The organism is Rhodoplanes sp. SY1 (genome assembly GCF_046000175.1).
In the GTDB taxonomy this organism is placed as follows: domain Bacteria; phylum Pseudomonadota; class Alphaproteobacteria; order Rhizobiales; family Xanthobacteraceae; genus Rhodoplanes.
On record NZ_JBEOMB010000016.1, the window covers coordinates 43,846 to 68,055 of the forward strand.

At 71.5% G+C, this 24,210-nt stretch carries 24 protein-coding genes; 14 read left to right on the forward strand and 10 right to left on the reverse strand.

The annotated features are described in order from the left end of the window. Nucleotides 1–95 precede the first annotated feature (95 nt). From ABTU92_RS06085 to ABTU92_RS06115, 7 genes are all read left to right on the forward strand, one after another. Nucleotides 96–494 (forward strand): PepSY domain-containing protein, encoded by a 399-nt coding sequence (locus ABTU92_RS06085; RefSeq protein WP_408088656.1) that lies wholly within the window; start codon nt 96–98, stop codon nt 492–494. A 27-nt stretch (nt 495–521) separates the two neighbouring features. Next, the gene (locus tag ABTU92_RS06090) at nt 522–1,196 is read left to right on the forward strand and encodes a response regulator transcription factor (protein ID WP_408088658.1); all 675 of its coding nucleotides are present in this window, start codon (nt 522–524) and stop codon (nt 1,194–1,196) included. Next, nucleotides 1,193–2,563, forward strand: coding sequence for a sensor histidine kinase (locus ABTU92_RS06095; protein WP_408088660.1), 1,371 nt, complete (start codon nt 1,193–1,195; stop codon nt 2,561–2,563). Before ABTU92_RS06090 ends, ABTU92_RS06095 begins: the two co-directional genes overlap by 4 nt. 89 nt (nt 2,564–2,652) lie before the next feature. Then, nucleotides 2,653–3,219 carry a cytochrome b gene (locus ABTU92_RS06100; RefSeq protein WP_408088662.1) on the forward strand — a complete coding sequence of 189 codons (567 nt, stop codon included), beginning with the start codon at nt 2,653–2,655 and terminating at the stop codon, nt 3,217–3,219. A gap of 42 nt (nt 3,220–3,261) precedes the next feature. After that, nucleotides 3,262–3,732, forward strand: a complete 471-nt coding sequence (locus tag ABTU92_RS06105; RefSeq protein WP_408088664.1) for a DUF1924 domain-containing protein — start codon at nt 3,262–3,264, stop codon at nt 3,730–3,732. 25 nt (nt 3,733–3,757) lie between these two features. Then, nucleotides 3,758–4,249 carry a hypothetical protein gene (locus ABTU92_RS06110; protein WP_408088666.1) on the forward strand — a complete coding sequence of 164 codons (492 nt, stop codon included), beginning with the start codon at nt 3,758–3,760 and terminating at the stop codon, nt 4,247–4,249. Between the two features lie 122 nt (nt 4,250–4,371). Next, nucleotides 4,372–6,321 (forward strand): multicopper oxidase family protein, encoded by a 1,950-nt coding sequence (locus tag ABTU92_RS06115; RefSeq protein WP_408088668.1) that lies wholly within the window; start codon nt 4,372–4,374, stop codon nt 6,319–6,321. 13 nt (nt 6,322–6,334) lie between these two features. Here the strand turns inward: ABTU92_RS06115 and ABTU92_RS06120 are convergent, their stop codons facing one another. Further along, complete coding sequence (locus ABTU92_RS06120; RefSeq protein ID WP_408088670.1) at nt 6,335–6,856, reverse strand: GIY-YIG nuclease family protein; 522 nt, start codon at nt 6,854–6,856, stop codon at nt 6,335–6,337. A gap of 200 nt (nt 6,857–7,056) precedes the next feature. On the opposite strand from ABTU92_RS06120, the gene ABTU92_RS06125 reads away from it, so the two are divergent. Both ABTU92_RS06125 and ABTU92_RS06130 read left to right on the forward strand, forming a co-directional pair. After that, nucleotides 7,057–7,188, forward strand: coding sequence for a hypothetical protein (locus tag ABTU92_RS06125; protein WP_272779918.1), 132 nt, complete (start codon nt 7,057–7,059; stop codon nt 7,186–7,188). A gap of 343 nt (nt 7,189–7,531) precedes the next feature. Beyond that, entirely contained in the window at nt 7,532–9,217 is a 1,686-nt protein-coding gene (locus tag ABTU92_RS06130; protein WP_408088672.1) for a serpin family protein, read from the forward strand. Between the two features lie 162 nt (nt 9,218–9,379). Here the strand turns inward: ABTU92_RS06130 and ABTU92_RS06135 are convergent, their stop codons facing one another. Both ABTU92_RS06135 and ABTU92_RS06140 read right to left on the reverse strand, forming a co-directional pair. Beyond that, nucleotides 9,380–10,336 carry a hypothetical protein gene (locus tag ABTU92_RS06135; RefSeq protein ID WP_408088674.1) on the reverse strand — a complete coding sequence of 319 codons (957 nt, stop codon included), beginning with the start codon at nt 10,334–10,336 and terminating at the stop codon, nt 9,380–9,382. A gap of 231 nt (nt 10,337–10,567) precedes the next feature. After that, nucleotides 10,568–10,816, reverse strand: a complete 249-nt coding sequence (locus ABTU92_RS06140; RefSeq protein ID WP_408088675.1) for a hypothetical protein — start codon at nt 10,814–10,816, stop codon at nt 10,568–10,570. 263 nt (nt 10,817–11,079) lie between these two features. On the opposite strand from ABTU92_RS06140, the gene ABTU92_RS06145 reads away from it, so the two are divergent. After that, nucleotides 11,080–11,688 carry a septation protein A gene (locus ABTU92_RS06145; RefSeq protein ID WP_408088677.1) on the forward strand — a complete coding sequence of 203 codons (609 nt, stop codon included), beginning with the start codon at nt 11,080–11,082 and terminating at the stop codon, nt 11,686–11,688. Nucleotides 11,689–11,704: 16 nt separating this feature from the next. Next, nucleotides 11,705–12,070 (forward strand): glycine cleavage system protein GcvH, encoded by a 366-nt coding sequence (gene gcvH / locus ABTU92_RS06150; RefSeq protein ID WP_408088679.1) that lies wholly within the window; start codon nt 11,705–11,707, stop codon nt 12,068–12,070. Nucleotides 12,071–12,283: 213 nt separating this feature from the next. On the opposite strand, the gene ftsY is transcribed toward gcvH, so the two are convergent. Next, entirely contained in the window at nt 12,284–13,237 is a 954-nt protein-coding gene (ftsY, locus tag ABTU92_RS06155) for a signal recognition particle-docking protein FtsY (protein WP_408088681.1), read from the reverse strand. Nucleotides 13,238–13,264: 27 nt separating this feature from the next. Here ftsY and ABTU92_RS06160 point away from each other — a divergent pair, with 27 nt between their 5' ends. Then, nucleotides 13,265–13,993, forward strand: coding sequence for an RluA family pseudouridine synthase (locus tag ABTU92_RS06160; RefSeq protein WP_408088683.1), 729 nt, complete (start codon nt 13,265–13,267; stop codon nt 13,991–13,993). Here the strand turns inward: ABTU92_RS06160 and xdhC are convergent. From xdhC to xdhA, 3 genes are read right to left on the reverse strand one after another with little or no spacing between them, the layout of a single operon-like run. Continuing rightward, nucleotides 13,984–14,985, reverse strand: coding sequence for a xanthine dehydrogenase accessory protein XdhC (gene xdhC, locus ABTU92_RS06165; protein ID WP_408088685.1), 1,002 nt, complete (start codon nt 14,983–14,985; stop codon nt 13,984–13,986). The two genes, ABTU92_RS06160 and xdhC, sit on opposite strands and share 10 nt — an antisense overlap. A gap of 18 nt (nt 14,986–15,003) precedes the next feature. Then, the gene (gene xdhB / locus ABTU92_RS06170) at nt 15,004–17,322 is read right to left on the reverse strand and encodes a xanthine dehydrogenase molybdopterin binding subunit (RefSeq protein ID WP_408088737.1); all 2,319 of its coding nucleotides are present in this window, start codon (nt 17,320–17,322) and stop codon (nt 15,004–15,006) included. 13 nt (nt 17,323–17,335) lie between these two features. Then, nucleotides 17,336–18,877 carry a xanthine dehydrogenase small subunit gene (gene xdhA / locus ABTU92_RS06175; protein ID WP_408088687.1) on the reverse strand — a complete coding sequence of 514 codons (1,542 nt, stop codon included), beginning with the start codon at nt 18,875–18,877 and terminating at the stop codon, nt 17,336–17,338. Nucleotides 18,878–19,290: 413 nt separating this feature from the next. Between xdhA and hydA the strand changes: the two genes are divergently transcribed. Then, a complete protein-coding gene (gene hydA, locus ABTU92_RS06180) occupies nt 19,291–20,703 on the forward strand; it encodes a dihydropyrimidinase (RefSeq protein WP_408088689.1) in 1,413 nt (470 codons plus the stop codon). A gap of 150 nt (nt 20,704–20,853) precedes the next feature. On the opposite strand, the gene ureG is transcribed toward hydA, so the two are convergent. From ureG to ABTU92_RS06195, 3 genes are all read right to left on the reverse strand, one after another. Next, on the reverse strand, nt 20,854–21,468 hold the full coding sequence (ureG, locus tag ABTU92_RS06185; RefSeq protein WP_408088691.1) for an urease accessory protein UreG: 615 nt from the start codon (nt 21,466–21,468) through the stop codon (nt 20,854–20,856). A gap of 157 nt (nt 21,469–21,625) precedes the next feature. Continuing rightward, entirely contained in the window at nt 21,626–22,327 is a 702-nt protein-coding gene (locus ABTU92_RS06190) for an urease accessory protein UreF (protein WP_408088693.1), read from the reverse strand. After that, the gene (locus tag ABTU92_RS06195) at nt 22,320–23,180 is read right to left on the reverse strand and encodes an urease accessory protein UreE (protein WP_408088695.1); all 861 of its coding nucleotides are present in this window, start codon (nt 23,178–23,180) and stop codon (nt 22,320–22,322) included. The genes ABTU92_RS06190 and ABTU92_RS06195 overlap by 8 nt, the downstream gene beginning before the upstream one ends. Here ABTU92_RS06195 and ABTU92_RS06200 point away from each other — a divergent pair. Continuing rightward, entirely contained in the window at nt 23,179–24,189 is a 1,011-nt protein-coding gene (locus ABTU92_RS06200) for a TRAP transporter substrate-binding protein (protein ID WP_408088697.1), read from the forward strand. The genes ABTU92_RS06195 and ABTU92_RS06200 overlap by 2 nt on opposite strands. Nucleotides 24,190–24,210 lie beyond the last annotated feature (21 nt).

Here is a 24,210-nt window from a genome sequence, read left to right on the forward strand (position 1 = left end):
CTCCCGATCGGCTGCGAGTGTCGCACGGGGCGGCTGATCCGGGTCTGACGCGGCCCGTCAGGCGCCCGTCAGGACGACGCGACGAGACTGCCGCGATGACCCTCCCCCGCCGATCCCTCGTCCTCGCCGGTCTCGCCCTTCTCACCGGTGCGTCTCCCGCCCTCGCCCAGCGTGGCGACGGGCCGCCGTGGGGCGGCGGCCCGCCGCCCTGGGCCGGCCGCGGGCGCGGCGAAGGGCGCGGAGAAGGCCGGCGGCGGCGCCAGCGCGGCGACCACGACTGCGCCCTCAAGGCGCTGTCCGAGGGCCGCGCGAAACCGCTCGCCGAGCTGCTGCCCGTGATCGAGAAGGAGCTCGGCGGTCAGGCCATCGACGTCGAGCTCGAGCACTGCCACGGTCGCATTGTCTACGAGGTCAAGGCGCTTCGCCCCGACGGCAAGCTGGTCGAGGCGAAGGTCGACGCCCTGACCGGCAAGCCGGTCGCGGACGACGACTGAGGACGAGCACCGAAAGGACGACGAGCGATGCGCATCCTGGTGGTGGAGGACGAGCCCCGCATCGCCCGCGACATCGCCGCGGCGCTGACCGCCGCCGGCGGCGTCGTGGAGGTGGTCGCCGACGGCGAGGAGGCGTGGTTCAAGGGCGACACCGAGGACTACGCCCTGGTCGTCCTCGATCTCGGCCTGCCGCGGCTCGACGGCCTCGCCGTGCTCAAGCGCTGGCGCGCCAACCGCCGGCAGACGCCGGTGCTGATCCTCACTGCCCGCGGCACCTGGGCCGAGCGGGTCGAGGGCATCGACGCCGGCGCCGACGACTACCTGCCGAAGCCGTTCCGCATGGAGGAGCTGGTCGCCCGCGCCCGCGCCCTGATCCGCCGCTCCGCCGGCATCGGCACCGCCGTCATCACGGCCGGCCCGCTCACCGTCGACCCGCGCGACATGAGGGTGCTGGTCCGCGGCGTCCCGGTGACTCTCTCGCCGCTGGAGTATCGGCTGGTCGCCTACCTGGCGCTCCACCAGGATCGCGTCGTGCCGCCGCACGAGCTGATCGACCAGCTCTACGGCACCGACGACGCCCGCGACGCCAACGCGCTCGAGGCGCTGGTGATGCGGTTGCGGCGCAAGCTCGGCGCCGACGCCATCGAGACGCGGCGCGGCTTCGGCTACCGCATCGGCGAGGGCAAGGAGGCGACCTCGTGATCGCCGGCTCGCTCCGGCTCCGCCTGCTCGTCGCCGGAGCCGTGTCGGTCCTGGTCGCGCTCGGCGTCGCCGCCTTCGGCCTGTCGGTGCTGTTCGAGCGCCATGCCGAGCGCGGCATGACCGACGAGCTCGTCGTGCTGCTCGACCGGCTCGCCGCCGGCATCGACCGCGACGCCGACGGCAAGCTCGTCGTCGCCGATCCGCCCGACGATCCCCGCTTCGAGAAGCCGCTGTCCGGCCTCTACTGGCAGGTGACACAGGAGCCCGGCGGCCTCCTCGACCGCTCACGCTCGCTGTGGGACTTCGAGCTGACGCCGCCCGCGGACGAGCCGGGGGAAGGCACCGTGCATCGCCATCGCATCGCCGGGCCGGGCGGCACGCAGCTGATGGCGGTCGAACGCCGCGTCGTGCTTCCGGCGCGGCTCGGCGGCGCCACGGTGCGGCTGGTGGTCGGGCGCGACGCCGCCGACCTCGCCGCCGCCCGGGCCGAGTTCACCAGCGAATTGCTGCCGTTCCTGGCGCTGGTCGCGCTGCTCCTGGTGATCGCCTCGGCCGTTCAGGTGCGGGTCGGTCTCGCCCCGCTCGCCGCCGTGCAGGCGCGCCTCGCCGCGATCCGCTCCGGCCGCACCGAGCGGCTCGGCATTGCTTTTCCGGACGAGGTGCGGCCGCTCGCCGCCGAGGTCGACGGGCTGCTCGACCAGCGCGACCGCCAGCTCGAGACGGCGCGGGCGCGCGCCGCCGACCTCGCTCACGGGCTCAAGACGCCGCTGCAGGTGCTGGCCGGCGACATCGACCGCCTGAAGCAGAAGGGCGAGACGGCGATCGCCGCCGACCTCGACCTGATCGGCGAGACGATGCGGCGCCACGTCGAGCGCGAGCTCGCGCGCGCCCGGCGGACCGCGGTCGCCGCCGACGCGGCGGCGCCAGTCGGCGCGGTGGCGCAGCGCGTCGTCGACGTCGTCCGCCGCACCCCGACGGGCGACGCGCTCGACTGGGAGGTGGCGATCGATCCGCAGCTCGCCGCCCGCATCGCGCCCGACGACCTCGCCGAGATCCTCGGCAACCTCGTCGACAACGCCGCCCGCCACGCCCGCGAGCGCGTCGCCGTCACGGCGGCCGCCGAGGACGGCGACGTGGTGGTGCGGGTGGTCGACGACGGCCCCGGCATCCCGGCCGCCCTGGTGCCGCAGGCGCTCACCCGTGGCGGCCGCATCGACACCGGCCCGGGCACCGGGCTCGGCCTCGCCATCGCGGCCGACATCGCCGACGCCTGGAACGGCGCGCTGCGGCTCGGCCCGACCGAGCCCGGCCGCATGACGGCCGCCGTCCATCTGCCGCGGGCCGCGATCCCGCAAGACGGTCGCTGACGGGAGCCTGACGGCGCGGGTCAGAAGCGCGTCAGCCGGCGCGTGCGACAAGGCGGCATTGTTCCTGAAGCAGATCGGGATGCCGCATCATGACCACGCCGCCCATCGCCGCCGACAGATTTCGCTACGACACCTTCACCCAGGCCCTCCATTGGCTGACCCTGATCGCCGTCGCCGGTGCGTTCGTCAGCGGCCAGCTGATGGACGACATGCCGCGCGGCGCCGCCAAGACGCAGCTCATCTCCACCCACATCGCGGTCGGCCTCCTGGTGTTGACTTTCACGGTGCTGCGCCTCGCGCGCCGCATCGCCGCGCCGCAGCCCGCCCCGATCCCCGGCGCCCCGCTCGTCCAGATGGCCGCCAAGGCCATGCATCTGAGCCTTTATCTCCTCCTGTTCATCGTGCCGATCGCCGGCATGGCGATGGTGTGGGCGAAGGGCCGCACGGTCGGCTTCTTCGGCCTGTTCACGCTGCCGCCGCTGATCGGGCCGGACCGCGACCTCGCCCACCGGCTCGGCGAGATGCACGAGATCGGCGCCAACCTGATCGTCGTCCTGGCCGGCGTGCACGCTGTCGCCGCGATCGTCCACCACACGATGCTGAAGGACGGCGCCATCGCCCGCATGCTGCCGTTCGGCACGCCGCGCCACGGCTGATCCGCCGCGCAGTCGACCGACCGACGATCCAGGAGACGACCCATGACCGGACCTTCGTCCGGCCGGCGCACCGCGCCGGTCGCCAGCCGCCGCGTGCCCGCGCTTCAGGTGACCGCGGCCTTGCTGCTCGCCGGCCTGGCCGCGCCGAGCCTCGCCCAGCCGGGCGCCGCCCAGCGCGCCGTGCTGGACCGAGCCGTCACCGCCGCGCGCACCACCGAGACCGGCTTCGCGCCGTCGCCCGAGCGCGGCCGCGTGCTGTTCATGAGCAGCCCGGCCGCCGGCAAGCCCGACACGCCGTCCTGCACGTCGTGCCACACGACGAACCTCGCCCGCGCCGGCCAGGCGCGCGCCGGCAAGACGATCGAGCCGCTCGCCCCCTCGGTGGTGCCGACCCGCCTGTCGGATCCGGCCACCGTGGACAAGTGGTTCCGCCGGAACTGTCCCGACGTGCTCGGCCGCGACTGCACGGCCGCCGAGCGGGCGGATCTCGTCGCCTTCCTGATCGGCCAGTGAGATGACCTCGATGTCGGACAAATGGATGTGGATCCTGCGCCCGCTGGTGCTGGTCGGCGCCCCCGCCGCGGTGCTGGTGACGCTCGCGAGCCCGCTGGTCGCCGACGGGCTGCGGCTGGACCCGGTGCGCGACCCGGTCGTGAAGGCGGAATGCGGCGCCTGCCATCTGGTCTATCCGGCCGGGCTCCTGCCGGCCCGCTCCTGGCGCGCCATGACGGCGAACCTATCAAATCACTTCGGCGACAACGCCGCGCTCGACCAGGCGACGACCGACCGCATCGCGGCGTATCTCGCCGCCAACGCGGCCGACGCCGCCGGGCGCAACAGCAAGATGATGCGCAAGCTGCCGCCCGAGGTGACGCCGGCCCGCATCACCGAGCTGCCGTGGTGGACCCGCAAGCACGAACGCAAGGACCGGGTCGCGCCGGCGACGCTCGCCCGCAAGGGCGCCAAGTTCCGCGGCGACTGCAAGGCCTGCCACGAGGACGCCGAGCAGGGCTGGTTCGACGAGGAGTGAGCACGGCGGGTGACCGGCCTGCGACACCGCACGCCGCAACGCCGCACCCGGCTTTCGCTCTGCGCCGCAATCGCATACGGTCAGCTGCATATGATCAGGTCGTCGGACAGCCGGAGCATGCCATGCCGATCGATCGCCGTGCCTTCCTCGCCTATGGGGCCGGGATCTCGCTCAGCCTGTTCGTCCAGGATCCTTTCGGCCGATCGCGCGCGATCGCCGGGCCGGTGATGGGCGGCACCCTGCGGATCGACCGGGTCGAGCGGTTCGCGCTGCCGCTCGCCGTGCCGAAGCCGATGCCGCGGTCCGGGCCGAACGCCTACCGGATCGCGGCGCGCCAGCACCGGCAGCAGATGCTGCCGCCGCCCTTCGGCCGGACGACCCTCTGGTGCTACGGCGCCGAGGGCCGGGACGACAGCTTCGCCACGCCGGCCGCGACCATCGAGGCGACACGCGGCACCCCGATCGAGATCACCTGGATCAACGACCTGATGACGGCGGAACGGCGCTTCCGGCCGCATCTCCTGCCGGTCGACCCGACGCTGCACTGGGCCAATCCGGGCGGCCGCCGCGACACCCGCCCGACCTTCGAGACGACGCCAGGGCCCTACCGGGGACCGGTGCCGCTGGTCACCCACGTGCACGGCATGGAGGCCGTGGAGGACTGGAGCGACGGCTATCCGGAGGCCTGGGTGCTGCCCGACGCCGTCGACCTGCCCGACGGATTCGCGCCGGTCGGCACCTGGTACGATTTTTTCTGGGCGAAGTCGGGCCGCAGCGACTGGGGGGCGGGCCGCGTCACCTTCCGCTATCCCAACAGCCAGCGCCCCGGGATGCTCTGGTATCACGACCACACGCTCGGCCTGACCCGGCTCAACGTCTATGCCGGCCTCGCCGGCCTCTATCTGATCCGCAGCGACGACCCGGCCGACCATCCGCGCGTCGCCGGGGACGGTACGACCGCGGTGCTGCCGGCAGGCGCACTCGAGATCCCGCTCGCCATCACCGACCGCTCGTTCAACGCCGACGGCTCGCTCTACTACCCGGACAGCCGGCGGCTGTTCGACGGCTATGCCGGGCCGTTCATCCCGGCCTCCGACGTGGCGCCGATCTGGGTGCCGGAGTTCCTCGGCAACGTGATGGTGGTCAACGGCCGCGCCTGGCCGCGCTGCGAGGTCGAGCCGCGACGCTACCGGCTGCGCGTCCTCAACGCCTGCAATGCGCGGGTCCTGATCCTGCGCTTCGCCGACCCCAAGGTGGAGGTCTGGCAGATCGGCACCGAGGGCGGCTTCCTGCGCGCGCCCGTGAAGCTGCGCGACGTGCTGCTGGCACCGGCCGAGCGCGCCGATCTGATCGTCGACTTCTCGCGCCTCGCGGCGGGCAGCCGCGTCACGCTGCGCAATCTCGGGCCGGACGCGCCCTACAAGGGCGAGCCGGACGAGGATCCGGCCGAGCGCCGCAGCACCGGTCAGGTGATGCAGTTCCGCGTCGTTTCGGCGACCGGTCCCGACATCACCACGCCCCCGGCGCGCCTCGCCCTGCCGCCGATCGCGGCGCTGCCGGAGCCGGTGCGCGAGCGGGCGCTGGCGCTGGTCGAGAAGATGACGCCGTCGCGCAAGGGGGAGGTGCCGCACGAGGCGGCGCTCGCCACCTTCGACCCCGCGCTCGGCCGCGACCGCGGCGTCACGCTGCGCCACTGGGCCGACCCGGTGACCGAGAACCCGGCGCCGGGCGACACCGAGGTCTGGGCGTTCCACAATCTCACCGGCGACGCCCATCCGATGCACGTCCACGACGTCCTGTTCCAGGTCGTCGACCGCCGCGCGCTCGACGACGAGACCGGGCGCCCGGAGGGTCCGGCACGGCCGCCGCGACCCGAGGAGGACGGCTGGAAGGACACCGTGATCGCCCGGCCCGGCGAGGTGACGCGGGTGCGAATGCGGTTCGCGAAGGCCGGCCAGTTCGTCTGGCACTGCCACATGGTCGAGCACGAGGACAACGAGATGATGCGGCCGTTCCGGGTCGGCCCCGAGCAGCCCGGCGAGCCGCAGGACCACGGCGCCCCGAAGACCTGAGTCGCCCGACCGCTCAGTCTCGGGACACGGTCGGTGCGCCGAAGGGCAGGACCGTACCCTCCGGCCAGGCGAAAAGGTGGCTCGGGCAGCCGGCACAGTCGCTCGAGCCGAAGCCCGGGACCGGCACGGGCAGGCCGCCCAGTTGCGCGGCGAGCGCGCATTCGTCGCCGTCCGGCACGGCCCACACGGCGATCACCCGGCCTCGCGTGGTCAGCCGGTCGACATGCCAGCGCAGCGTCTTTCGCTGTCTCAGGTGGCGGGCGACGCGGGCGCGCAGCCCGCCGGGGCCACGAGCCGAGCCGCAGTACAGATAACGCCCCGCCGACAGCGACACGGCCGGCCGGCCGGCGAGCCGTAAGACGAAAGGCTTATCCAACCGGATGAGTAATACATAGGCACCCGCAACCGCCGGCAGCGCGGCCGCGGCGGCGGCGGTTTGCGCTGCGGCCGTAGTGCGAGTCGTGGTTGTGCGCTGCGGGACCATCGAGCCAAGCGGGCCGGCGAGGTTCGGCTTGTATGCATCTTGCCACAGCAAGCTGCGGTCTGTGCATACCTTCCATTAATTGTGCATAGCACAAATTTGTATTGACTCGTACCGCCTCGGCGCGCTGGACTAGACATGCGCAATTGCACGGACTGGAAAATCGAGGAGGAATTTGCATGCGCCGTCTGGGTGTAGCCTCCGCTAGCTCGCTGCCATCCCTCATCATTCCCTGCCCGCGCTGTGCCCAGCGCATGTCGTACCGGTCGGTCAGCACGACCAAGGCCGAGCCCCGCATCCAGGACACCACCTACGCCTGCGACCAGTGCGGCACCGAGGTGATCCGCACCAGCTTCCGCACCGTCGATCCCAAGCAGGCCGCGTGACCGAGGCCGCGTGACCGAAGCCGCGTGATCGAGGCCGTGTGAACCGCAACGGCCGCACACAGGCCGCCCGAGCGTTCCGCCAGCCGCCCCGACGCCGTTCCGATCCGACGCCCGTTCCGAAGCGACGCCCGTTCCGAAGCGACCGCGTCGGCATTGCCCCCGCCCCGATACCCGACAACCGAGTCGCATGCGCACCGCCCCCCGGGCGGACATTTCGTCTTGCGTGCGTGAACCCTGCCCACGCGCGTAGCGTTCGCCCGGTGCCGGGCGTAAGCTTCGCCGCGACCGGCCGTGAACCTCCCGTGCCGCCGCCGACACCAGGGAGAGTGCCAGGGAGGGTGCGATGTCCCGCAAGGTGATCGCCGTCGCCGCCGCCACGCTTTTCGCGCTGGCGGCCGTTGACGTATCGGGGCCGGCCTGGTCGGCCCCGGCCGACCGCGACGGCAAGGCCGCGACCTCACGCGGCTCATCGACGGCCCCGAAGACGCAGCCGAAGAAGAAATCGGCCGACCGGCCACCAGGGGCACCGGTTCCCGGTCAGGCGACGTCCGCCGCGACGCCCGTGAAGGTCGACGTCGCCGCCATGCGGACCGCCCAGACACGGCTCGCCGTGAAGCTGGTCGAGGCGCTGCAGAAGGAGACGCCCGAGGCCGCCAACCTGATGGTGTCGCCCGGCAGCCTCGCGATGGTGTCGGGCCTGATCGCGCTCGGCGCCGACGCCAAGCTCGAGGCAGCGCTCGCCCGCATGCTCGGCTTCACCGACGCGGCGGCGGCCGCGGCGCCCCCCGCCGCCGCGGCGGACAAGCCGGCCGGCAAGGCGGAGAAGCCACGGAAAGGCGACAAGGCGCGCAAATCCGGCAAGGCCTCGGTCGCGCGGACGCTGCCGCCGCCGGTCGACTTCGGCTCGGTGCGCGCCATCACGGCCGCCGTCATGGCCGACAAGAGCATCGCCGATGTGCTGTCGGTCGCCGACGCGATCTGGATCGATCCGGCGATGACGCCGAAGGAGTCGGTGCTGGCCGCCGTGACGGCCGCGGGCGGCGAGGTGTTCCGCGATCCGCTCGGCAGTCCGGAGTCGCTCGCCAAGATCAACGGCTGGGTCGGCGAGAAGACCCGCGGCCTGATCCCGGCGCTGCTCGACCGCGCGCCGACCGATCCCGGCCTCGTCGCCGTCAACGCGCTCTACTTCAAGGACCGCTGGAAGACCGCCTTCGCGCCGGGCCGCACCAGGCCGGCGCCGTTCACCCGCGCCGACGGTGCGACCGTCGAGGTGCCGATGATGGCCGGCACGATCGACGGCACGCCGATGCGCAGCGACGACACCTTCGTCGCGGTCGAGCTCGGCTACCAGTCGCCGCGCTTCGGCCTGGTGCTCGTCACCTCGAAGGAGAAGCCGCTGCCGGCCTCGGGCTTCGCGCCCGTGACCGACTGGCTGTCCGGGCGCGACTTCGCCGCCGCGACCGTCGAGGTGTCGCTGCCGCGCATCGCGCTCGACCAGCGCGCCGGGCTCCTGCCCGCTCTCGACGCGCTCGGGCTGAAGGAGGGACGCTCGTCCCCGACGGCGCTCGACGGCTTCGGCCCCGGCCAGCGCATCTCCGACGTGATCCAGAAGACCGTGCTGAGGATCGACGAGACCGGCACCGAGGCGGCCGCCGCGACCGCCGTGCTCACCGTGCGCTCGGCGCTGCGCAACCAGAACCCGCGGGTCGTCTTCGACAAGCCGTTCTGGTTCGCGCTGCGCGACCGCGACACCGGGGTGGTGCTGCTGGCCGGCTATGTCGGCGACCCGTCCCGCGCCGTGGCGACCGCCGCGGCCGCCCCGGCCACCGAACCCTCCGCGCCTCCGGCCGCGGCCCCGCCGGAGGCGCCGCCCCCGGCCGTCGACCAGCCGACGCCCGAGCAGCCTGCCGCCGCCCCGCCTTCGCCGACGCAGGCACCGCCGATCGAGACGCCGGCGATCCAGGCCCCGGCACCCGCGGAGGCTGCCCCTCCGGCCGAGCCGGCGCCGCGCGCCGACGAGACGCGCTGAGCCTGCGGCCGACGCCGCCCCTGTCATGGGATAAGATTGGGCTTCAGATTGGCCTCCCGCTCGTCCCCGCGAAGGCGGGGACCCAGGGGCCACATGCCGTGTCGCCCTGGAGTCCCGCTTTCGCGGGAATGAGCCGAGTGTGGGGCGATGTCTAGCGACCGACTACCGCGTCAGCACGGCGGCGACGGTTCGACGCCACAGCGACGAGTCGCGTTGCGGCGTCGCCGCCGGCGCCCCCTTCTCCAGCGCCCGGATGGCGTCGATCGATTCCTTGCGGATGCGGCCGAGATCGATCGACTCGGCCGCCGCGATCGTGTCCTTCAGCACGCCGGCGGTTCCCGCCGGCTGGGCCGCCAGCTCACTCCGCAAGAGCCCGAGCAGCACGGGATCGCGCGCCGCGTTGGCAGCGAGCGTGAACTTCGCCATGCAGCCGACCGTCAGCCGGCCGGCATCGGCGCGCTCCTCCGACCACGGCAGCAGCGCCACGATGCGGGCGAGCGGCGCCGCGTCGCCGGTGGCGAAATAGATGCCCCACAAGGTGTCGAGCACGTCCGGGCCGACGGCGAGCGCCGGCGTCTTGTCGGCCGGCTCGCCGAACCGGAACCAGCCGCGCATGCGGGTCCACACCGAGGCGGGCTCGTCCATGGCGAGGCGGGCGAGGGTGGGCATGCGGTCGCTGACATAGGCCTGGATCATCGCGTCGTGATGCGGGAAGCGGGCGGCACTGCGAGCGAGCAGGCCCTTCCAGTCCGGGTGTCCCGAATAGGCGATGGCGCGGACGATCACCCAGGAGTCCTCCTGCGGGAACGGCACCATGGCGGCGATCAGCGCATCGGCGCGGGTGGGCTGCGCGGCGATCACGCCGGCCAGGAAGCCGACATGGAGGCCGGCCGCCTCGGGCCGCGCCAGCGCCCCGGTCCGGCTCGCCGCGCGGACCGCCGCGGGCACGCGGGCTGGCTCGGGCCGGGCCCGGTAGCCCTGGATGAAGTGCAGCACGGCGTCCGACGACGCGAACGCATCGACGGCCTCGACGACGTCGCGCCGCGCCGGTTCCCCGGCCGCCGCGGGCAGCGGCAGCAGGAGCAAGCTCGCCAGCAGGACGGCGATCACTGATCTCATGTCTCGTCCCCTTCCCCCGCTCCGCCATCGACGATGGCGGCGCGGCACTCCCCCGGTCGCCTATCGAACAGACCGGCGGGGCAAATTCTGGGACGGGACGGGCCGATTCTTGGGCGTGTTCGGGGCGCGACACAGCGTGGCGAAACGGTCACAACCGGCGCCCGGACACACCTGCGACGGCGTTGGCGCGCCGTCGCAGCGCAGAATCGGAAGGCAGAGTCGGTGGAGGCCTCAGGCCGCCTTGAGCGAGCGCGCCCGGCTCTGGGTCAGCTCGACATAGCGGGCGATGTCCTGGGCGCGGCCGTCGCGGCCGTCCATGGCATCCGACCAGATCCGGCGGATCTCCGGCTCGTTTTCGTAGTAGTTGATGCCGCGCCACTGGTTGAGACGGATGCTGCCGTCCGCCAGCCGGGTGGCCGAGAACAAGAGGCCGAGCTCGCCGAGCCGGTCCAGAAAATCTTTGATCCTGAAGTCCGACATGGCACCTCGCTCCCCTGATTCGTCAGTGTGGGGCGTTTTCCCGGCCGGTCAATTTCCAACCACGGTTTTGACGCGGTGTTCACCGTGAACAGCCGGGAGCTGTGGCGAGGGCGTCACACGCGCGGTGTCAGATGGCGGGGATTGTGTACATGGCCCGACTCGCCGTGCCGCGCAGCAACCGCCGACTCGTGAGCCAGGGCGGTGGCGCGACCGGCGAGCCTCGTGCTAGGTGCAGCTTTGCGCCACCCCTCGTGGAACCCCTGATGTCCGAGACCCGCCTGAACCCCGCCCTCAAGGTCGCCCTCGACGTCGGCCCGCTGGTGCTGTTCTTCGCAGCAAATGCGAAATTCGGCATCTTCGCCGCGACCGGCACCTTCATGGTCGCGGTCCTGGCCGCGCTCGCCGTGTCCTATGCGCTGACTCGGCACCTGCCGGTGATGCCGGTCGTCTCGGCCGTCATCGTGACGGTGTTCGGCGGCCTGACGCTGGTGCTGCACGACGAGACGTTCATCAAGCTGAAGCCGACCCTGATCTACATGCTGTTCGCGATCGTGCTGGCGGTCGGCCTGTGGCGCGACCGGCCGCTGCTCGCGATGGTGTTCGACAGCGTGTTCGACCTGACCGAGGAGGGCTGGCGCAAGCTGACGGTGCGCTGGGCCGTGTTCTTCGTCGTCATGGCGGCCGTCAACGAGCTGGTCTGGCGCACGCAGAGCACCGACTTCTGGGTGAACTTCAAGCTGTTCGGCTTCGTGCCGCTGACCTTCCTGTTCGCCGTGGCGCAGGTGCGCCTCCTCGCCCGCCACGCCGCTGGCGACACCGACAAGCCCGCCGCGCCGACCGCGCCGGCGACCGACACCCGCCCCGCGCCCTGATCGCACGGAGACTGCGATGCTGAAATTCACCAAGGACCACGAGTGGCTGCGGCTCGACGGCGACGTCGCCGTCGTCGGTATCACGGACCACGCCCAGGAGCAGCTCGGCGACCTCGTCTTCGTCGAGCTGCCGGGCGTCGGCGCCAGCTTCGACCAGGGCGCCGCGGCGGCCGTGGTCGAGTCGGTGAAGGCGGCCTCGGACATCTACGCGCCAGTCGCCGGCAAGGTGACCGCCGTGAACGAGGCCGTGGTCGCCGAGCCGGGCCTGGTCAACACCGACCCGGCCGGTCAGGGCTGGCTGTTCAAGATGACGATCGCCGACAAGGGCCAGCTCGACGGGCTCTTGGACGAAGCCGGCTACCAGGCGCTGATCGCGGGGTGACTCGCAGCGGCCGTGTGCCCCGGACAAGGCGCAGCAGGCCGCAGGCCTGATGTGCCGCAGAGCCGGGGCCCAGGGGCGGCACGACGAGCCTCGCAGGCGTGCGAAGCCCCGGAATGCGAGCCCCTGCATGCGACGCCCTGGGTCCCGGCTCGCGGCACATCGCTTCGCGCTGCACCGCGTCCGGGACCACGAGGCTGCGGCGCCGAGGCCGACCTACTCGATCCCGGCCACGGCCTTGGCAAAATCCTTCGCCTCGAAGGGCGACAGGTCGTCGACGCCCTCGCCGACGCCGATGAAATGGATCGGCAGGGCGTGCTTGGCCGCGACCGCCACCAGGATGCCGCCCCGCGCCGTGCCGTCGAGCTTGGTCATCACGAGGCCGGTGACGCCCGCCGTGCGGGCGAACACGTCGACCTGCGACAGCGCGTTCTGCCCGACCGTCGCGTCGAGGACGAGCAGCACGGCGTGCGGCGCCGTGGCGTCGACCTTGCGCATCACCCGGACGATCTTCTCGAGCTCGCCCATCAGCGTCGACTTGTTCTGCAGGCGGCCGGCCGTGTCGACGATCAGCACGTCGGCGTCCTGGCTGCGGGCCGTCTCCAGCGCCTCGTAGGCGAGGCTCGCGGCGTCGCCGCCCTGGGTGCCGGCGATCACCGGGCTCCTGGTGCGGGTGCCCCAGATCTTGATCTGCTCGATGGCGGCGGCCCGGAACGTGTCGCCGGCCGCCAGCACGACCTTGCGGCCTTCCGCGGTGAGCCGCGCCGCGAGCTTGCCGATCGTCGTCGTCTTGCCCGAGCCGTTGACCCCGACCACCAGCACGACGAACGGCTTCTTGGCCGGATCGATCACCAAGGGCTTGGCGACCGGCGCCAGGATCGTCTCGACCTCGGCGGCCAGGATCGCCTTCACCTCCTCGGGCGTGACCTGCTTGTCGTAGCGCCCCTCGCCGACCTTGCCGGCGATGGCGATCGCCGTCTCCATGCCGAGATCGGCACGGATCAGCGCCTCCTCCAGCTCCTCGACCACGGCGTGGTCGAGCTTGCGCTTGGTGACCAGATCGGCGATCGCCCCGCCGATCGAGGCCGAGGTGCGCTTGAGGCCGCCGGAGAGGCGGCGCCACCACTGTCCCGGGGCGGTATTCTCGGTGTCTTCGGTGCTTTCGGTCATGTCGGCAGCCGTGATAGCGCTTTCGCCATGACACAGGAAGAGATGCTTGCGCGCGTCCTCCACCGGGACGGGCTGATGATCGTGATCGACAAGCCGGCCGGCCTGCCCGTCCACAAGGGGCCGAAGGGCGGCGAGTGCCTGGAGGCGTCGTTCGACGCGCTGCGCTTCGGCCTGCCGCGCGCCCCCGCGCTCGCCCACCGGCTCGACCGCGAGACCTCGGGCTGCCTGGTGCTCGGCCGCCACCGCAAGGCGCTCGCCCATCTGGGCCTCCTGTTCAAGCACGGCGAGGTGAAGAAGACCTACTGGGCCGTGGTCGAGGGCGGCCCGGAGCAGGACGAGGGCACCATCGACCTCCCGCTCGGCCGGCTCGACGAGACCCGCGGCTGGTGGATGAAGCCGGACCCGAACGGCCTGCCTTCGGTCTCGACCTGGCGGGTGCTGGGGCGCGGGGCCACGCCGGGCGCGCCGGCGGCGCCGCTCACCTGGCTCGCCCTGTCGCCGCTGACCGGCCGGACCCACCAGCTCCGCGTGCACTGCGCGGCGCGAGGCTTCCCGATCCTCGGCGACAACATCTACGGCCGCGGCCCACGCTTCGGCGGCCCCGGCCTGCACCTGCACGCCCGCGAGATCGTGGTGCCGCTGTCCAAGTCGAAGCCGCCCGTGCGGGTCACCGCCCCGGTGCCGCCCCACCTCGCCGCGGCCCTGACGGCCTGCGGCTGGCGCGGCGAAGCGGCGGCGCCCGACGCTCAGCCCTGAGCGGCCGCGCGGCCGACGGGACGTCGCGGCACGGCGCCGAGCTTTTCGCGGGCGACGAGAAGCTGCGCCGCGACCGAGGCGGCGATGACCGCCGGCGTCTTGCCGCCGATCTCCGGCAGGCCGATCGGGCAGACGAGGCGGGCGATCGCCGCTTCGTTCAGGCCGAGGGCGCGGGCCTGGGAGGCGAAGCGGGCCCGCTTGGTCGCCGAGCCGATCATGCCGACCAGATCGAACTTGTCGAGCGACAGCGCCCGGGCCGCGACCGCGTAGTCGAGGGCGTGGGCGTGCGTCATCACCAGGACGAGCGCGCCTGCGGGGGCGCCGTCGACCTCGCGGTCGGGCGTCTCGCTGTGCACCGCGACGACGTTCGCCGGCAGGTGACTCGGAAAGGCCTCCGGCCGGCTGTCGATCCAGCGCACCGCGAAGGGCAGCGGCGCCAGCGCCAGCACCAGGGCGCGGCCGACATGGCCGGCGCCGAACAACAGCACCGGCGTGAGCTCGTCGCCGAATTCTTCCACGAACGGAGCGCCGGATTCCGGACGGCCCGGCTTCTGATCAGAGGCGGCCGAGGTCGGCGCCGACACGATCTCGCGTCTAACGCGTCCATCGTCGCCGAGCCGGGCGATCGCCGTGAACGGCCCGCCGCGCTCCGCCGCCGCCAGAGCCGCGATCGTCTCCTGATCACGTCGGTCGAAGATCTCGGTGAGCATGGTCACGACCCCGCCGCAGCACTGGGCGAGATCGGGACCGAGCGTCCAGGTGCGGAATCGCGCCCGCGCCGCATCGGGCCTCGCCAGCGCCGCCGTGGTCTCGGCCAGGACCTCGTATTCGAGCCGGCCGCCGCCGATCGTGCCCCAGAACCCGCCGTCCGGCCGCGCGACCAGGCGCGCCCCGGCCTCGCGTGGCGACGAGCCGGCGACGCGCACGACGCTGACCAGCGCGGCACGGCCGTGCTGCGCGATCGTCTCGGCGATGCGGGCGAAGACCGTCATCGAGGCTCCGCGACCCGATCAGCTCGGCCGCGCCAGCGCCGCCCCGAGCGCCGCCGCCACGTCGAAGTCGCCGATCGCCGTGACGATCGCCTCCGGGGTCGCCGGGGCGTCGAGCCGTGCGCCGGCACCGGGCGAGGCGGCCTCGACCGCGTCGGCGAGCGCGCAGAACACCGAGATGGCGAGATTGAACGGTGGCTCGCCCACCGCCTTGGAGCGATAGATCGTCTCCTCGCGATTGGCCCCGTCGAACAGCGCGACGCGGAAATCAGCCGGCACGTCGGACGCGACCGGGATCTTGTAGGTCGACGGTGCGTGGGTGAGCAGCCGGCCCTCGGCGTCGAACACCAGCTCCTCGGTGGTGAGCCAGCCCATGCCCTGGACGAAGCCGCCCTCGATCTGGCCGATGTCGATCGCCGGATTGAGCGAGCGGCCGACGTCGTGAAGGATGTCGACGCGCAAGACTTTGTTCTCGCCCGTGCCGGCGTCGATCAGCACCTCGCTGACCGCGGCGCCCCAGGCGTAATAGAAGAACGGGTGGCCGGTGCCGCGGGCGCGGTCCCAGTGCAGCTTCGGCGTCTTGTAGAAGCCGGTCGACGACAGCGACACGCGGCCGCAATGCGCCGCGTGGGCGAGCTCGCCGAAGCCGATGCGCTGATTGCCGATCTGGACGTGATCGTCGGCGAACAGGATCTGCTCCTCCGGCACCGACCAGTTCTCCGCCGCGAAGGCGACCATGCGGGCCTTGATGGTGCGGCACGCCGCCTGCACGGCCATGCCGTTGAGGTCGCTGCCCGAGGAGGCCGCCGTCGGCGACGTGTTGGGGACCTTCTCGGTGCTCGTCGGCGTGATGCGCACGCGCTCGAGCCCGATGCCGAACTCTTCCGCCGCGACCTGCGCCACCTTCTGGAACAGGCCCTGCCCCATCTCGGTGCCGCCATGGTTCAGATGCACCGAGCCGTCCTGATAGACATGCACGAGCGCACCTGCCTGGTTCATCGCGGCGAGCGTGAACGAGATGCCGAACTTCAGCGGCGTCAGGGCGAGGCCGCGCTTGAGGATCGGCGACGTCGCATTGAACGCGGCGATCGCGGCGCGGCGCGCCCGATAGTCGGAGGTCCGCTCCAGCTCCTCGATCAGCGCGAGGCCGACGTCGTGATCCTCGATGGTCTGCCCGTAGGGCGTACGGTCGCGGCCGGGCGCGTAGAAATTCGCTTTCCGGACGTCGAGCGGATCGCGGCCGAGCGACCACGCGATGGCCTCGATCACGCGCTCGGCCGCCAGCATGCCCTGCGGGCCGCCGAAGCCGCGGAACGCCGTGTTGGAGACCGTGTGGGTCTTCACTCGCCGCGTGTCGATGCGGAAGGCGGGCAGGTGATAGGTATTGTCGGCGTGGAACATGGCGCGGTCGACGACGCCGGCCGAGCAGTCCGCCGACATGCCGCAGCGTGCCGCGAGCAGCATGTCGAGCCCGGCGATGCGGCCTTCGTGATCGAAGCCGACCGCCCAGTCGGCGCGGAAGTCGTGGCGCTTGCCCGTCATCATCATGTCGGCATCGCGGTCGAGCCGCAGCTTGCACGGCCGGCCGGTGACGCGCGCCGCGAGCGCGGCGATCGCGGCCCACTGGCAGGCCTGGGTCTCCTTGCCGCCGAAGCCGCCGCCCATCCGGCGGATCTCGCAGGTGACGAAGGCATCGGGCACGCCGAGCGTGCGCGCCACGATGTGCTGCACCTCGGTCGGGTGCTGGGTCGAGGAGTGCACCAGCATGGCGCCGTCCTCGCCCGGGATGGCGAGCGCGATCTGGCCTTCCAGATAGAAGTGCTCCTGGCCGCCCATGCGCAACGTGCCGGACGCCTTGTGGGGCGCCGCCTCGATGGCGGCGGTGACGTCGCCGCCGACGAACGCATAGTCGGGCAGCACCCGCGCGCCGGTCGCGAGCCCCTCGTCGATCGTCACGGCCGGCGGCGCCGGCGCGATCTCGATCGTCGCGAGCGGCACGGCGCGCCGCGCGGCGTCGCGTGTCGTCGCGACGACGGCGAACAGCGGCTGGCCGTGAAACTCGATCCTGTCGGTCGCGAAGATCGGCTCGTCGTCCATATGCGGCGCGACGCAGTTCTTGCCCGGGATGTCGGCCGCCGTGATCACGGCGACGACGCCGGGCGCTGAACGGACACGGTCGAGATCGAGCGCCACGAGCGTGCCGTGCGCCTTGGTCGAGCCGCCGACCGCGATGTGAAGCGTGCCGGCCGGCTCCGGCAGATCGTCGATATAGGGCGCGGCGCCCTGCACCTGCTTGACCGCGCTGTCGTGCGGCAGCGGTTTTCTGACGTGACGCAGCATGTCCTCGGGCTTTTCACGAAGCGACACGAGCCACCTCCCTCGGGCGCACCCGCGTCGTCGCGCTCGGCACGCCGGCGATCTCGGCGAGCGCCTTGATCACGATAGTCTCGGCGACCTTCAGCCGGTAGGCGGCGCTGCCGCGCTGGTCGGTGAGCGGGGTGAAGTCCTCGCCGATTTTGTTCGCCGCGGCGCGCCACGTCGCGGGATCGGTGAGCGGGGCACCGGCGAGCGCCTGCTCGACCGCGGTCGCGCGCTTCGGCACGCCGGCCATGCCGCCGAAGGCGATCCGGGCCGAGGTGATGCGAGGAGGCTCGTTCTGATCACTTGCGATCGTGATCGCGAAGGCGCCCATCACGGCGGAGATGTCCTCGTCCATGCGCTTGGTGATCTTGAACACGCGCAGCCGCGTCTCGGCCGCGGGCTTCGGCACCATCAGCCGACGCACGAACTCGCCCTTCTCGCGATCCTGCTTGCCGTAGGCGATGAAGAACGTCTCGACCGGCAGCGTGCGGACACGGTCGCCCTTGCGCAGCTCCACGGTGGCGCCGAGCCCGATCAGCACGGGCGCGAGATCGCCGATCGGCGAGCCGTTGGCGATGTTGCCGCCGACCGTGCCCGAGGTGCGCACCTGGGTCGAGCCGAAGCGCCGCATCAGCTCGTCGACGTCGGGATCGAGGCTGCCAAGCAGCGGCTTCGCGCGGCCGAGCGGCAGCGCCGCCCCGAGGGTCAGGGTCTCGGCCGTGTCGCCGACAGCATCGAGGCCGGCGACGCGGCCGACATGGACGATCTTGGGCAGCGCGGCGAGCTTCTTGGTCACCCACAGGCCGACATCGGTGGCGCCCGCCACGATGGTCGCGTCCGGATGCTGCTCCAGCAGCGTCGCGAGGGAGTCTTCGTTTGCCGGTGCGGCGAAGAACGAGGTCTCGTTGCCGACGAAGACGTCCTGACCGTCCTCCAGCTCGCGCAGCGCCCGGAGACGCTCCGCCGCGGTGCGGGCGAAGCGGTCCGCGGCCGGAGCGGCGAGGCTCGCCGTCGCGGCGTCGACGATCGGGCGGTAGCCGGTGCAGCGGCACAGGTTGCCGGCCAGGACCTCGTCGATCTCGTCACGCGACGGCGCGCGGTCGCGCGGCCCCGTCTCGGACACGCGGTGGTAGTGGGCGAACAGGCTCATCACGATCCCGGGTGTGCAGAAGCCGCATTGCGAGCCGTGGCCCTGCGCCAGCGCCGCCTGCACCGGATGCAGGGCGCCGTTCTTTTCCGGGCCGGGTCCGTCCGGCCCGGAGTCGGCCAGATCTTCCACCGTGATCAGCTCGGCGCCGTCGATCTGGCCCAGAAAGGCGATGCAGGAGTTGACCGGCTCGTAGACGACGCGGTCGCCGCGCCGGCGCGCCAGCACCACCGTGCAGGCGCCGCAGTCGCCCTCGGCACAGGCCTCCTTGGTGCCGGTCGAGCGTTCTTCCAAACGCAACCAGTCCAGCACCGTGGTGCGCGGCGCGAAACCGCGCAGCCGAAGAACCCGCCCGCGGCGGATGATCTGGATACAGTCTCGCGACATGACTCCTCCGGGAAGCCACGAATCATACGAGATCGAAACTCGCTTCGGTAGCGGCGAGTTTACGCAGCCGCCGCCCAGCCTGCGGGCAGGATGCGGAGGCCAGAAAGGTGAACATGCAAAGGCGGGCGTTGATCCCTCTCCCCGCGCGGGGAGAGGGTGGCTTGCCTCGAAGAGGCGAGTCGGGTGAGGGGGCGCCTCCGCAAAGCTCGGACTCGCGGCGACGCCCCTCACCCGGTATCCGCGCTTTGCGCGCGGACACCGACCTTTCCCCGCATGCGGGGAGAGGTCGGACGCGCCTCGCGAAGACAGTCCCGCCGTTGCGCCGGGATCCGGATCGGGGTAAGCCTCGCGACCGGTCCCGCGCGGCCGCCCGATCCCTCCGGCCGCGGCCTTTCCCGCATCCGGAGCGTCCCATGTCCGACTACGATCTTTCCATCCGCGGCGGCACCGTCGTGACGGCGAGCGACACGGTGCGGGCCGATGTCGGCATCCGCGGCGGCCGCATCGTCGCGGTCGCCGAGCGGATCGAGGGCGCGGCGCGCGAGATCGACGCGTCCGGCCTCCTCGTCATGCCGGGCGGCATCGACAGCCACGTCCACCTCGCCCAGCCGACCTTCGGCGGGCCGAAGATGTCGGACGACTTCTTGACCGGCACCCGCGCCGCGATCGCCGGCGGCACCACCACGGTGCTGCCCTTCGCCATGCAGCCGCGCGGGGCGGGGCTGCGCGCCGTCGTCCAGGAGTATCACCAGGAGGCCGACGGCAAGGCGTATTGCGACTACGGCTTCCACCTGATCATCACCAATCCGAGCCCCAGCGTGCTCGGCCAGGAGCTGCCGGCGCTGGTCGGCGACGGCTACACCTCGTTCAAGGTGTTCATGACCTACGACGACATGGTCCTGAACGACCGCGAGCTGTTGGAGGTGTTCGAGTGCGCGCGCGGCTGCCGGGCGCTGGTGATGGTGCACGCCGAGGGCTACGACGCCATCAAGTTCATGACCGAGCGGCTGGAGCGGGCCGGCAAGACGGCGCCCTATTATCACGGCGTGTCGCGGCCCGAGATCGTCGAGCGCGAGGCGGCGCACCGCGCGATCAGCCACGCCGAGCTGACCGACGTGCCGATCATGATCGTCCACGTCTCCGGCCGCGAGGCGATGGAGCAGATCCGCTGGGCCCAGAGCCGCGGCATGAAGGTCTACGGCGAGACCTGCCCGCAATACATCGCGCTGACGGCCGACGACATGAAGGGCCTCAACATGGACGAGAGCGGCGGCAAGTATGTCTGCTCGCCGCCGCCGCGCGATCATGCCAGCCAGGAGGCGATCTGGCAGGGCCTGCAGGCCGGCGTGTTCCAGACCTTCTCGTCCGACCACTGCCCGTTCATGGACGGCGTCGACGGCAAGCGCAGCCCGAAGGCCAAGACCTCGTTCAAGTGGGTGCCGAACGGCATCCCGGGCGTCGAGACCCGCATGGCGGTGCTGTGGGGCCTCGGCGTCGACAAGGGCCGCATCGGCCTGAACGAGTTCGTCGCGCTGACCTCGACCAACCACGCCAAGATGTACGGGCTCTATCCCAAGAAGGGCTCGATCGCGCCCGGCTTCGACGCCGACCTCGTGCTGTGGGATCCGAACCGCAAGGAGACGATCCGCCAGGAGCTGATGCACGGCGCCTGCGACTACACGCCCTACGAGGGACTCGCGGTGACGGGCTGGCCCGTGATGACGATCCTCAAGGGCAAGCCGGTGTGCGAGGACGGCAAGATCCTCGGGCAGCCCGGCGACGGCGCGTTCCTGAAGCGCGGGATCTCTCCGTTCGCGTCGAAGTGATGCTCGTCATTCCGGGGCGTGGAGGCGAGCCTGCCTCCCGCCTCGTCATGCCCGGCCTTGTGCCGGGCATCCACGCCTTCTCTTCGCGTCGGGACAGAAAGACGTGGATGGCCGGGACGAGCCCGGCCATGACGGCGCTGTTTTTCCGGGTTAAGCTAGCCCCCCCGCCCTGATCACGAACGCCTCGACCGTGTCCACGCCTTCGCCCGTCTTCATGTTGGTGAAGACGAACGGTCGCTCGCCGCGCATGCGCCGGGCGTCGCGCTCCATGTTGGCGAGCGAGGCGCCGACATGCGGCGCGAGGTCGATCTTGTTGATCACCAGAAGATCCGAGCGCGTGATGCCGGGGCCGCCCTTCGACGGGATTTTTTCGCCGGCCGCGACGTCGATCACGTAGATCGTCAGATCGGCGAGTTCGGGGGAAAACGTTGCGGCGAGGTTGTCGCCCCCGGACTCGACCAGCACCAGATCGAGGTTCGGGAATTTCCCGCGCATCTCGGCGATGGCGGCGAGGTTCATCGAGGCATCCTCGCGGATCGCCGTGTGCGGGCAGCCGCCGGTCTCGACGCCGGCGATGCGCTCCGGCGCGAGCGCGCCCGAGCGCACCAGATATTCGGCGTCCCACTTGGTGTAGATGTCGTTGGTGATCGCCGCGATGTCGAACTTTTCACGCAGCCGCTTGCAGAGCGTGTCCATCAGCGCGGTCTTGCCGGATCCGACCGGACCGCCGACGCCGACCCGCAGGGGACCGTTGGGACTGGGCATGTGAGTGTCCTTCTTCGCTCGATGTGATCAACAACCAGTCATTCCGGGGCGCGGCGGCAGGCCGCGAGCCCGGAATCCATAACCCTGGTGCGTGCGTATGGATTCCGAGCCCGCTGCTTCGCAGCGTCCCGGAATGACGACGAATGGAGTGCCCCTCTCACGACCGGAACAGCCGCGTGTACTGGGTCTCGTGCCGCATCGAGGCGATGTCGGCCCGGAACGCGGCGCTGCCGATGGCATCGAGCGGCGTCGCGGCGGCGCGCGCGCAGGTCTCGACGGCGAGCGGCTCCAGGGCGGCGAGCACGCGCTGGCCGTCGGTCTGGCCGAGCGGCACGAGTCGAACGCCGGCCGAGATCAGGTTCGCCACCAGGGCATGCACGAAGGCGTGCAGCGCCGGCTCGCGCGGAATTCCGTGACCGGCCGTCGCGACCGCGACGGCCACCGGATAGGCGACGTGGTTCTGCGGTCCGAGCGGCAGGCGGTCGAACGCCGCGCAATGCCAAGCCGAGCGGATCGCCTCGACGAAGGCTTTCCCTTGCGTCGTCGTCTCCAGATAGCGCTCGCGCGACGGCACGAGCGCCAGCGCCAGCGCGGCCGTCTCGGCGAGCGCCGTAGCGTCATCGCACGCGGCGGCGCGATGCGCATGGGCGAACAGCGCGGCGTCGCAGAACAGGCCGCCGTCGCGCAACAACACGGCGAGCCAGCGCCGCAGCGTGTCGGCGTCGCGGATGTCGCCCGCCTCGATGGCCCATTCGAGCCCGCTCGAATAGGCGAAGGCGCCGACCGGAAAGGACGGCGACATCCAGGCGAGCAGCCGCCACAGCGCCCCCGCCGACACGGTGTCGGCAGCGTCAGTCATGCGGATGGGGATGGCCGTGCCCGGGATGGTGCGCGTGGTCGTGATCATGACCATGATGGTCGTGGCCGTGCGCATGGTCCAGATCATGATGATCATGATCGTGATCGTGGCGGGCGTGCCCATGCGCGTGCGCGTGCGCATGCCCATGCCCATGCCCATGCCCATGAGAATGACCATGCCCGCCGGGCGCGTAGGCGCCCGACTCCGGATCGAACGCCGCGTCGATCGGGGTGAGCGTCGCGCCGAGCCCGCGGAGCATGTCCTCCAGGACGTGGTCGCGGCGGATGCGCAGGCGATCGCCGACGATCTGCACCTCGGTGTGGCGGTTGCCGATGTGCCAGGCGAGCCGCGCCAGCGCGGCGGCGCTCGCCGCGGCCACCTCGATCAGCGCCTCCGGTCGCGCCGCGACCAGCACGACGCGCCCGTCCTCGAGCAGCAGGCCGTCACCGTGGAGCAGCCGCGTCGCCTCGGGCAGATCGAGCAGGAAGGCGGTGCCGGCCTCGCCCGTCATCGCCAACCGGCGGCGATGGCGATCATCGGCGTCGAGCAGGACGCGATCGACGACCGCCTCCGACGACGCCGTTCCGTGCGGGAGTACTTTCGTGGCTCTCAACATTCCATCCTCGCGTTCCGAGGCCTCACGTTCCGCGGTCTCGTGCTCCGCGATCTCGCGCTCGGCCGCTTTCGTACCACTTTTCATACCAAAGCCGCCGGCCAGATCCGCGTTTTCGCCGGATCGCCCGTCGATTGGGCAGCGTGATAGCCTTTCTTGCGACGTCCGTGAGTTCTCGTCCGACGCCCCCGGCAGACGTTCCCTGTTTCCGCGCCACCCATAGCCATCGGGGAATGCCATGAACAGCCTTCTCGACGCCACTGGTCTGTCCCGCCGCTCCGTCCTGGTCGGCACCGCGGCCACGGTCTTCGTCGGCTCGCGGGCTCGCGCCGCCGACTACACGTGGCGGCTCGGCCTCAGCCAGCCGGTCAACAGCCCCAACTTCATCCGCCTGAAGGAGATGACCGACCGGGTCCGCACCGAGACGGGCGGACGGCTCGACATCTCCATGCATGGCGGCGGCGTGCTCGGGTCCGACACCAAGATGCTCGCCATGCTGCAGAACGGCGAACTCGAGATGTACAACGCCGGCAACGTGCTCGGGCCCATCGTTCCGGTCACCGAGATGCCCGGCCTGCCGTTCACGTTCAAGAGCCCCGCCGAGGTCTTCAAGGCGCTCGACGGCGATCTCGGCGACTACATCCGGGCCGAGCTCCTGGCCAAGGGCATCTACGCGTTCCGGTGGGGCGGCGACAACGGCTTCCATCACCTCACCACGAGCACCAAGCCGATCCGCACCGTCGATGATCTCGCCGGCATGACCATGCGCACCCCGGTGCAGGAGATGACGGTCGACTTCTTCCAGGCGCTCGGCGCCGTGCCGAAGAAGTTCCCGCTCAGCCAGCTCTACCAGGTGCTGAAGGACAAGACCTGCGACGCGCAGACCGACCCGCTGTTCCTGATCGTGCTGATGCGGCTCTACGAGGTGCAGACCTATCTGAGCCTCACCAACCACTGGTGGTCCGGCTTCACCTTCACGGCCAACGCGGCCGCCTGGAGCAAGCTGCCCGACGACCTCAAGGCGGTGGTCGAGCGGAACGTGAGGATCAGCGCGCTCGCCCAGCGCCAAGACGTCGAAAAGGCGACGGCCGAAGCGATCGGGATCCTTCAGGCCAAGGGAATGATCGTCAACCAGTGCGACGTCTCCGGCTTCAAGACGCCGCTCGGCACCTTCTATGCCAAGTGGAAGGGCGTCTACGGCACCAAGGCGTGGTCGCTGCTCGAGGCGCATGTCGGCAAGCTGACCTGAGCTCGGCAAGCTGACCTGAGC

Bases quoted from the DNA above. Each gene is read 5' to 3' on its own strand.
- xdhA (WP_408088687.1), bottom strand. From the start codon at position 18,877: ATGTCGCGAGACTGTATCCAGATCATCCGCCGCGGGCGGGTTCTTCGG.
- ABTU92_RS06085 (WP_408088656.1), top strand. From the start codon at position 96: ATGACCCTCCCCCGCCGATCCCTCGTCCTCGCCGGTCTCGCCCTTCTC.
- gcvH (WP_408088679.1), top strand. From the start codon at position 11,705: ATGCTGAAATTCACCAAGGACCACGAGTGGCTGCGGCTCGACGGCGAC.
- ABTU92_RS06145 (WP_408088677.1), top strand. From the start codon at position 11,080: ATGTCCGAGACCCGCCTGAACCCCGCCCTCAAGGTCGCCCTCGACGTC.
- ABTU92_RS06140 (WP_408088675.1), bottom strand. From the start codon at position 10,816: ATGTCGGACTTCAGGATCAAAGATTTTCTGGACCGGCTCGGCGAGCTC.
- ABTU92_RS06105 (WP_408088664.1), top strand. From the start codon at position 3,262: ATGACCGGACCTTCGTCCGGCCGGCGCACCGCGCCGGTCGCCAGCCGC.
- xdhB (WP_408088737.1), bottom strand. From the start codon at position 17,322: ATGCTGCGTCACGTCAGAAAACCGCTGCCGCACGACAGCGCGGTCAAG.
- hydA (WP_408088689.1), top strand. From the start codon at position 19,291: ATGTCCGACTACGATCTTTCCATCCGCGGCGGCACCGTCGTGACGGCG.
- ABTU92_RS06110 (WP_408088666.1), top strand. From the start codon at position 3,758: ATGTGGATCCTGCGCCCGCTGGTGCTGGTCGGCGCCCCCGCCGCGGTG.
- ABTU92_RS06190 (WP_408088693.1), bottom strand. From the start codon at position 22,327: ATGACTGACGCTGCCGACACCGTGTCGGCGGGGGCGCTGTGGCGGCTG.
- ftsY (WP_408088681.1), bottom strand. From the start codon at position 13,237: ATGACCGAAAGCACCGAAGACACCGAGAATACCGCCCCGGGACAGTGG.
- ABTU92_RS06135 (WP_408088674.1), bottom strand. From the start codon at position 10,336: ATGAGATCAGTGATCGCCGTCCTGCTGGCGAGCTTGCTCCTGCTGCCG.
- ABTU92_RS06100 (WP_408088662.1), top strand. From the start codon at position 2,653: ATGACCACGCCGCCCATCGCCGCCGACAGATTTCGCTACGACACCTTC.
- ABTU92_RS06090 (WP_408088658.1), top strand. From the start codon at position 522: ATGCGCATCCTGGTGGTGGAGGACGAGCCCCGCATCGCCCGCGACATC.
- ABTU92_RS06130 (WP_408088672.1), top strand. From the start codon at position 7,532: ATGTCCCGCAAGGTGATCGCCGTCGCCGCCGCCACGCTTTTCGCGCTG.
- ABTU92_RS06125 (WP_272779918.1), top strand. From the start codon at position 7,057: ATGTCGTACCGGTCGGTCAGCACGACCAAGGCCGAGCCCCGCATCCAG.
- ureG (WP_408088691.1), bottom strand. From the start codon at position 21,468: ATGCCCAGTCCCAACGGTCCCCTGCGGGTCGGCGTCGGCGGTCCGGTC.
- ABTU92_RS06115 (WP_408088668.1), top strand. From the start codon at position 4,372: ATGCCGATCGATCGCCGTGCCTTCCTCGCCTATGGGGCCGGGATCTCG.
- ABTU92_RS06160 (WP_408088683.1), top strand. From the start codon at position 13,265: ATGACACAGGAAGAGATGCTTGCGCGCGTCCTCCACCGGGACGGGCTG.
- ABTU92_RS06200 (WP_408088697.1), top strand. From the start codon at position 23,179: ATGAACAGCCTTCTCGACGCCACTGGTCTGTCCCGCCGCTCCGTCCTG.
- ABTU92_RS06195 (WP_408088695.1), bottom strand. From the start codon at position 23,180: ATGGCATTCCCCGATGGCTATGGGTGGCGCGGAAACAGGGAACGTCTG.
- xdhC (WP_408088685.1), bottom strand. From the start codon at position 14,985: ATGACGGTCTTCGCCCGCATCGCCGAGACGATCGCGCAGCACGGCCGT.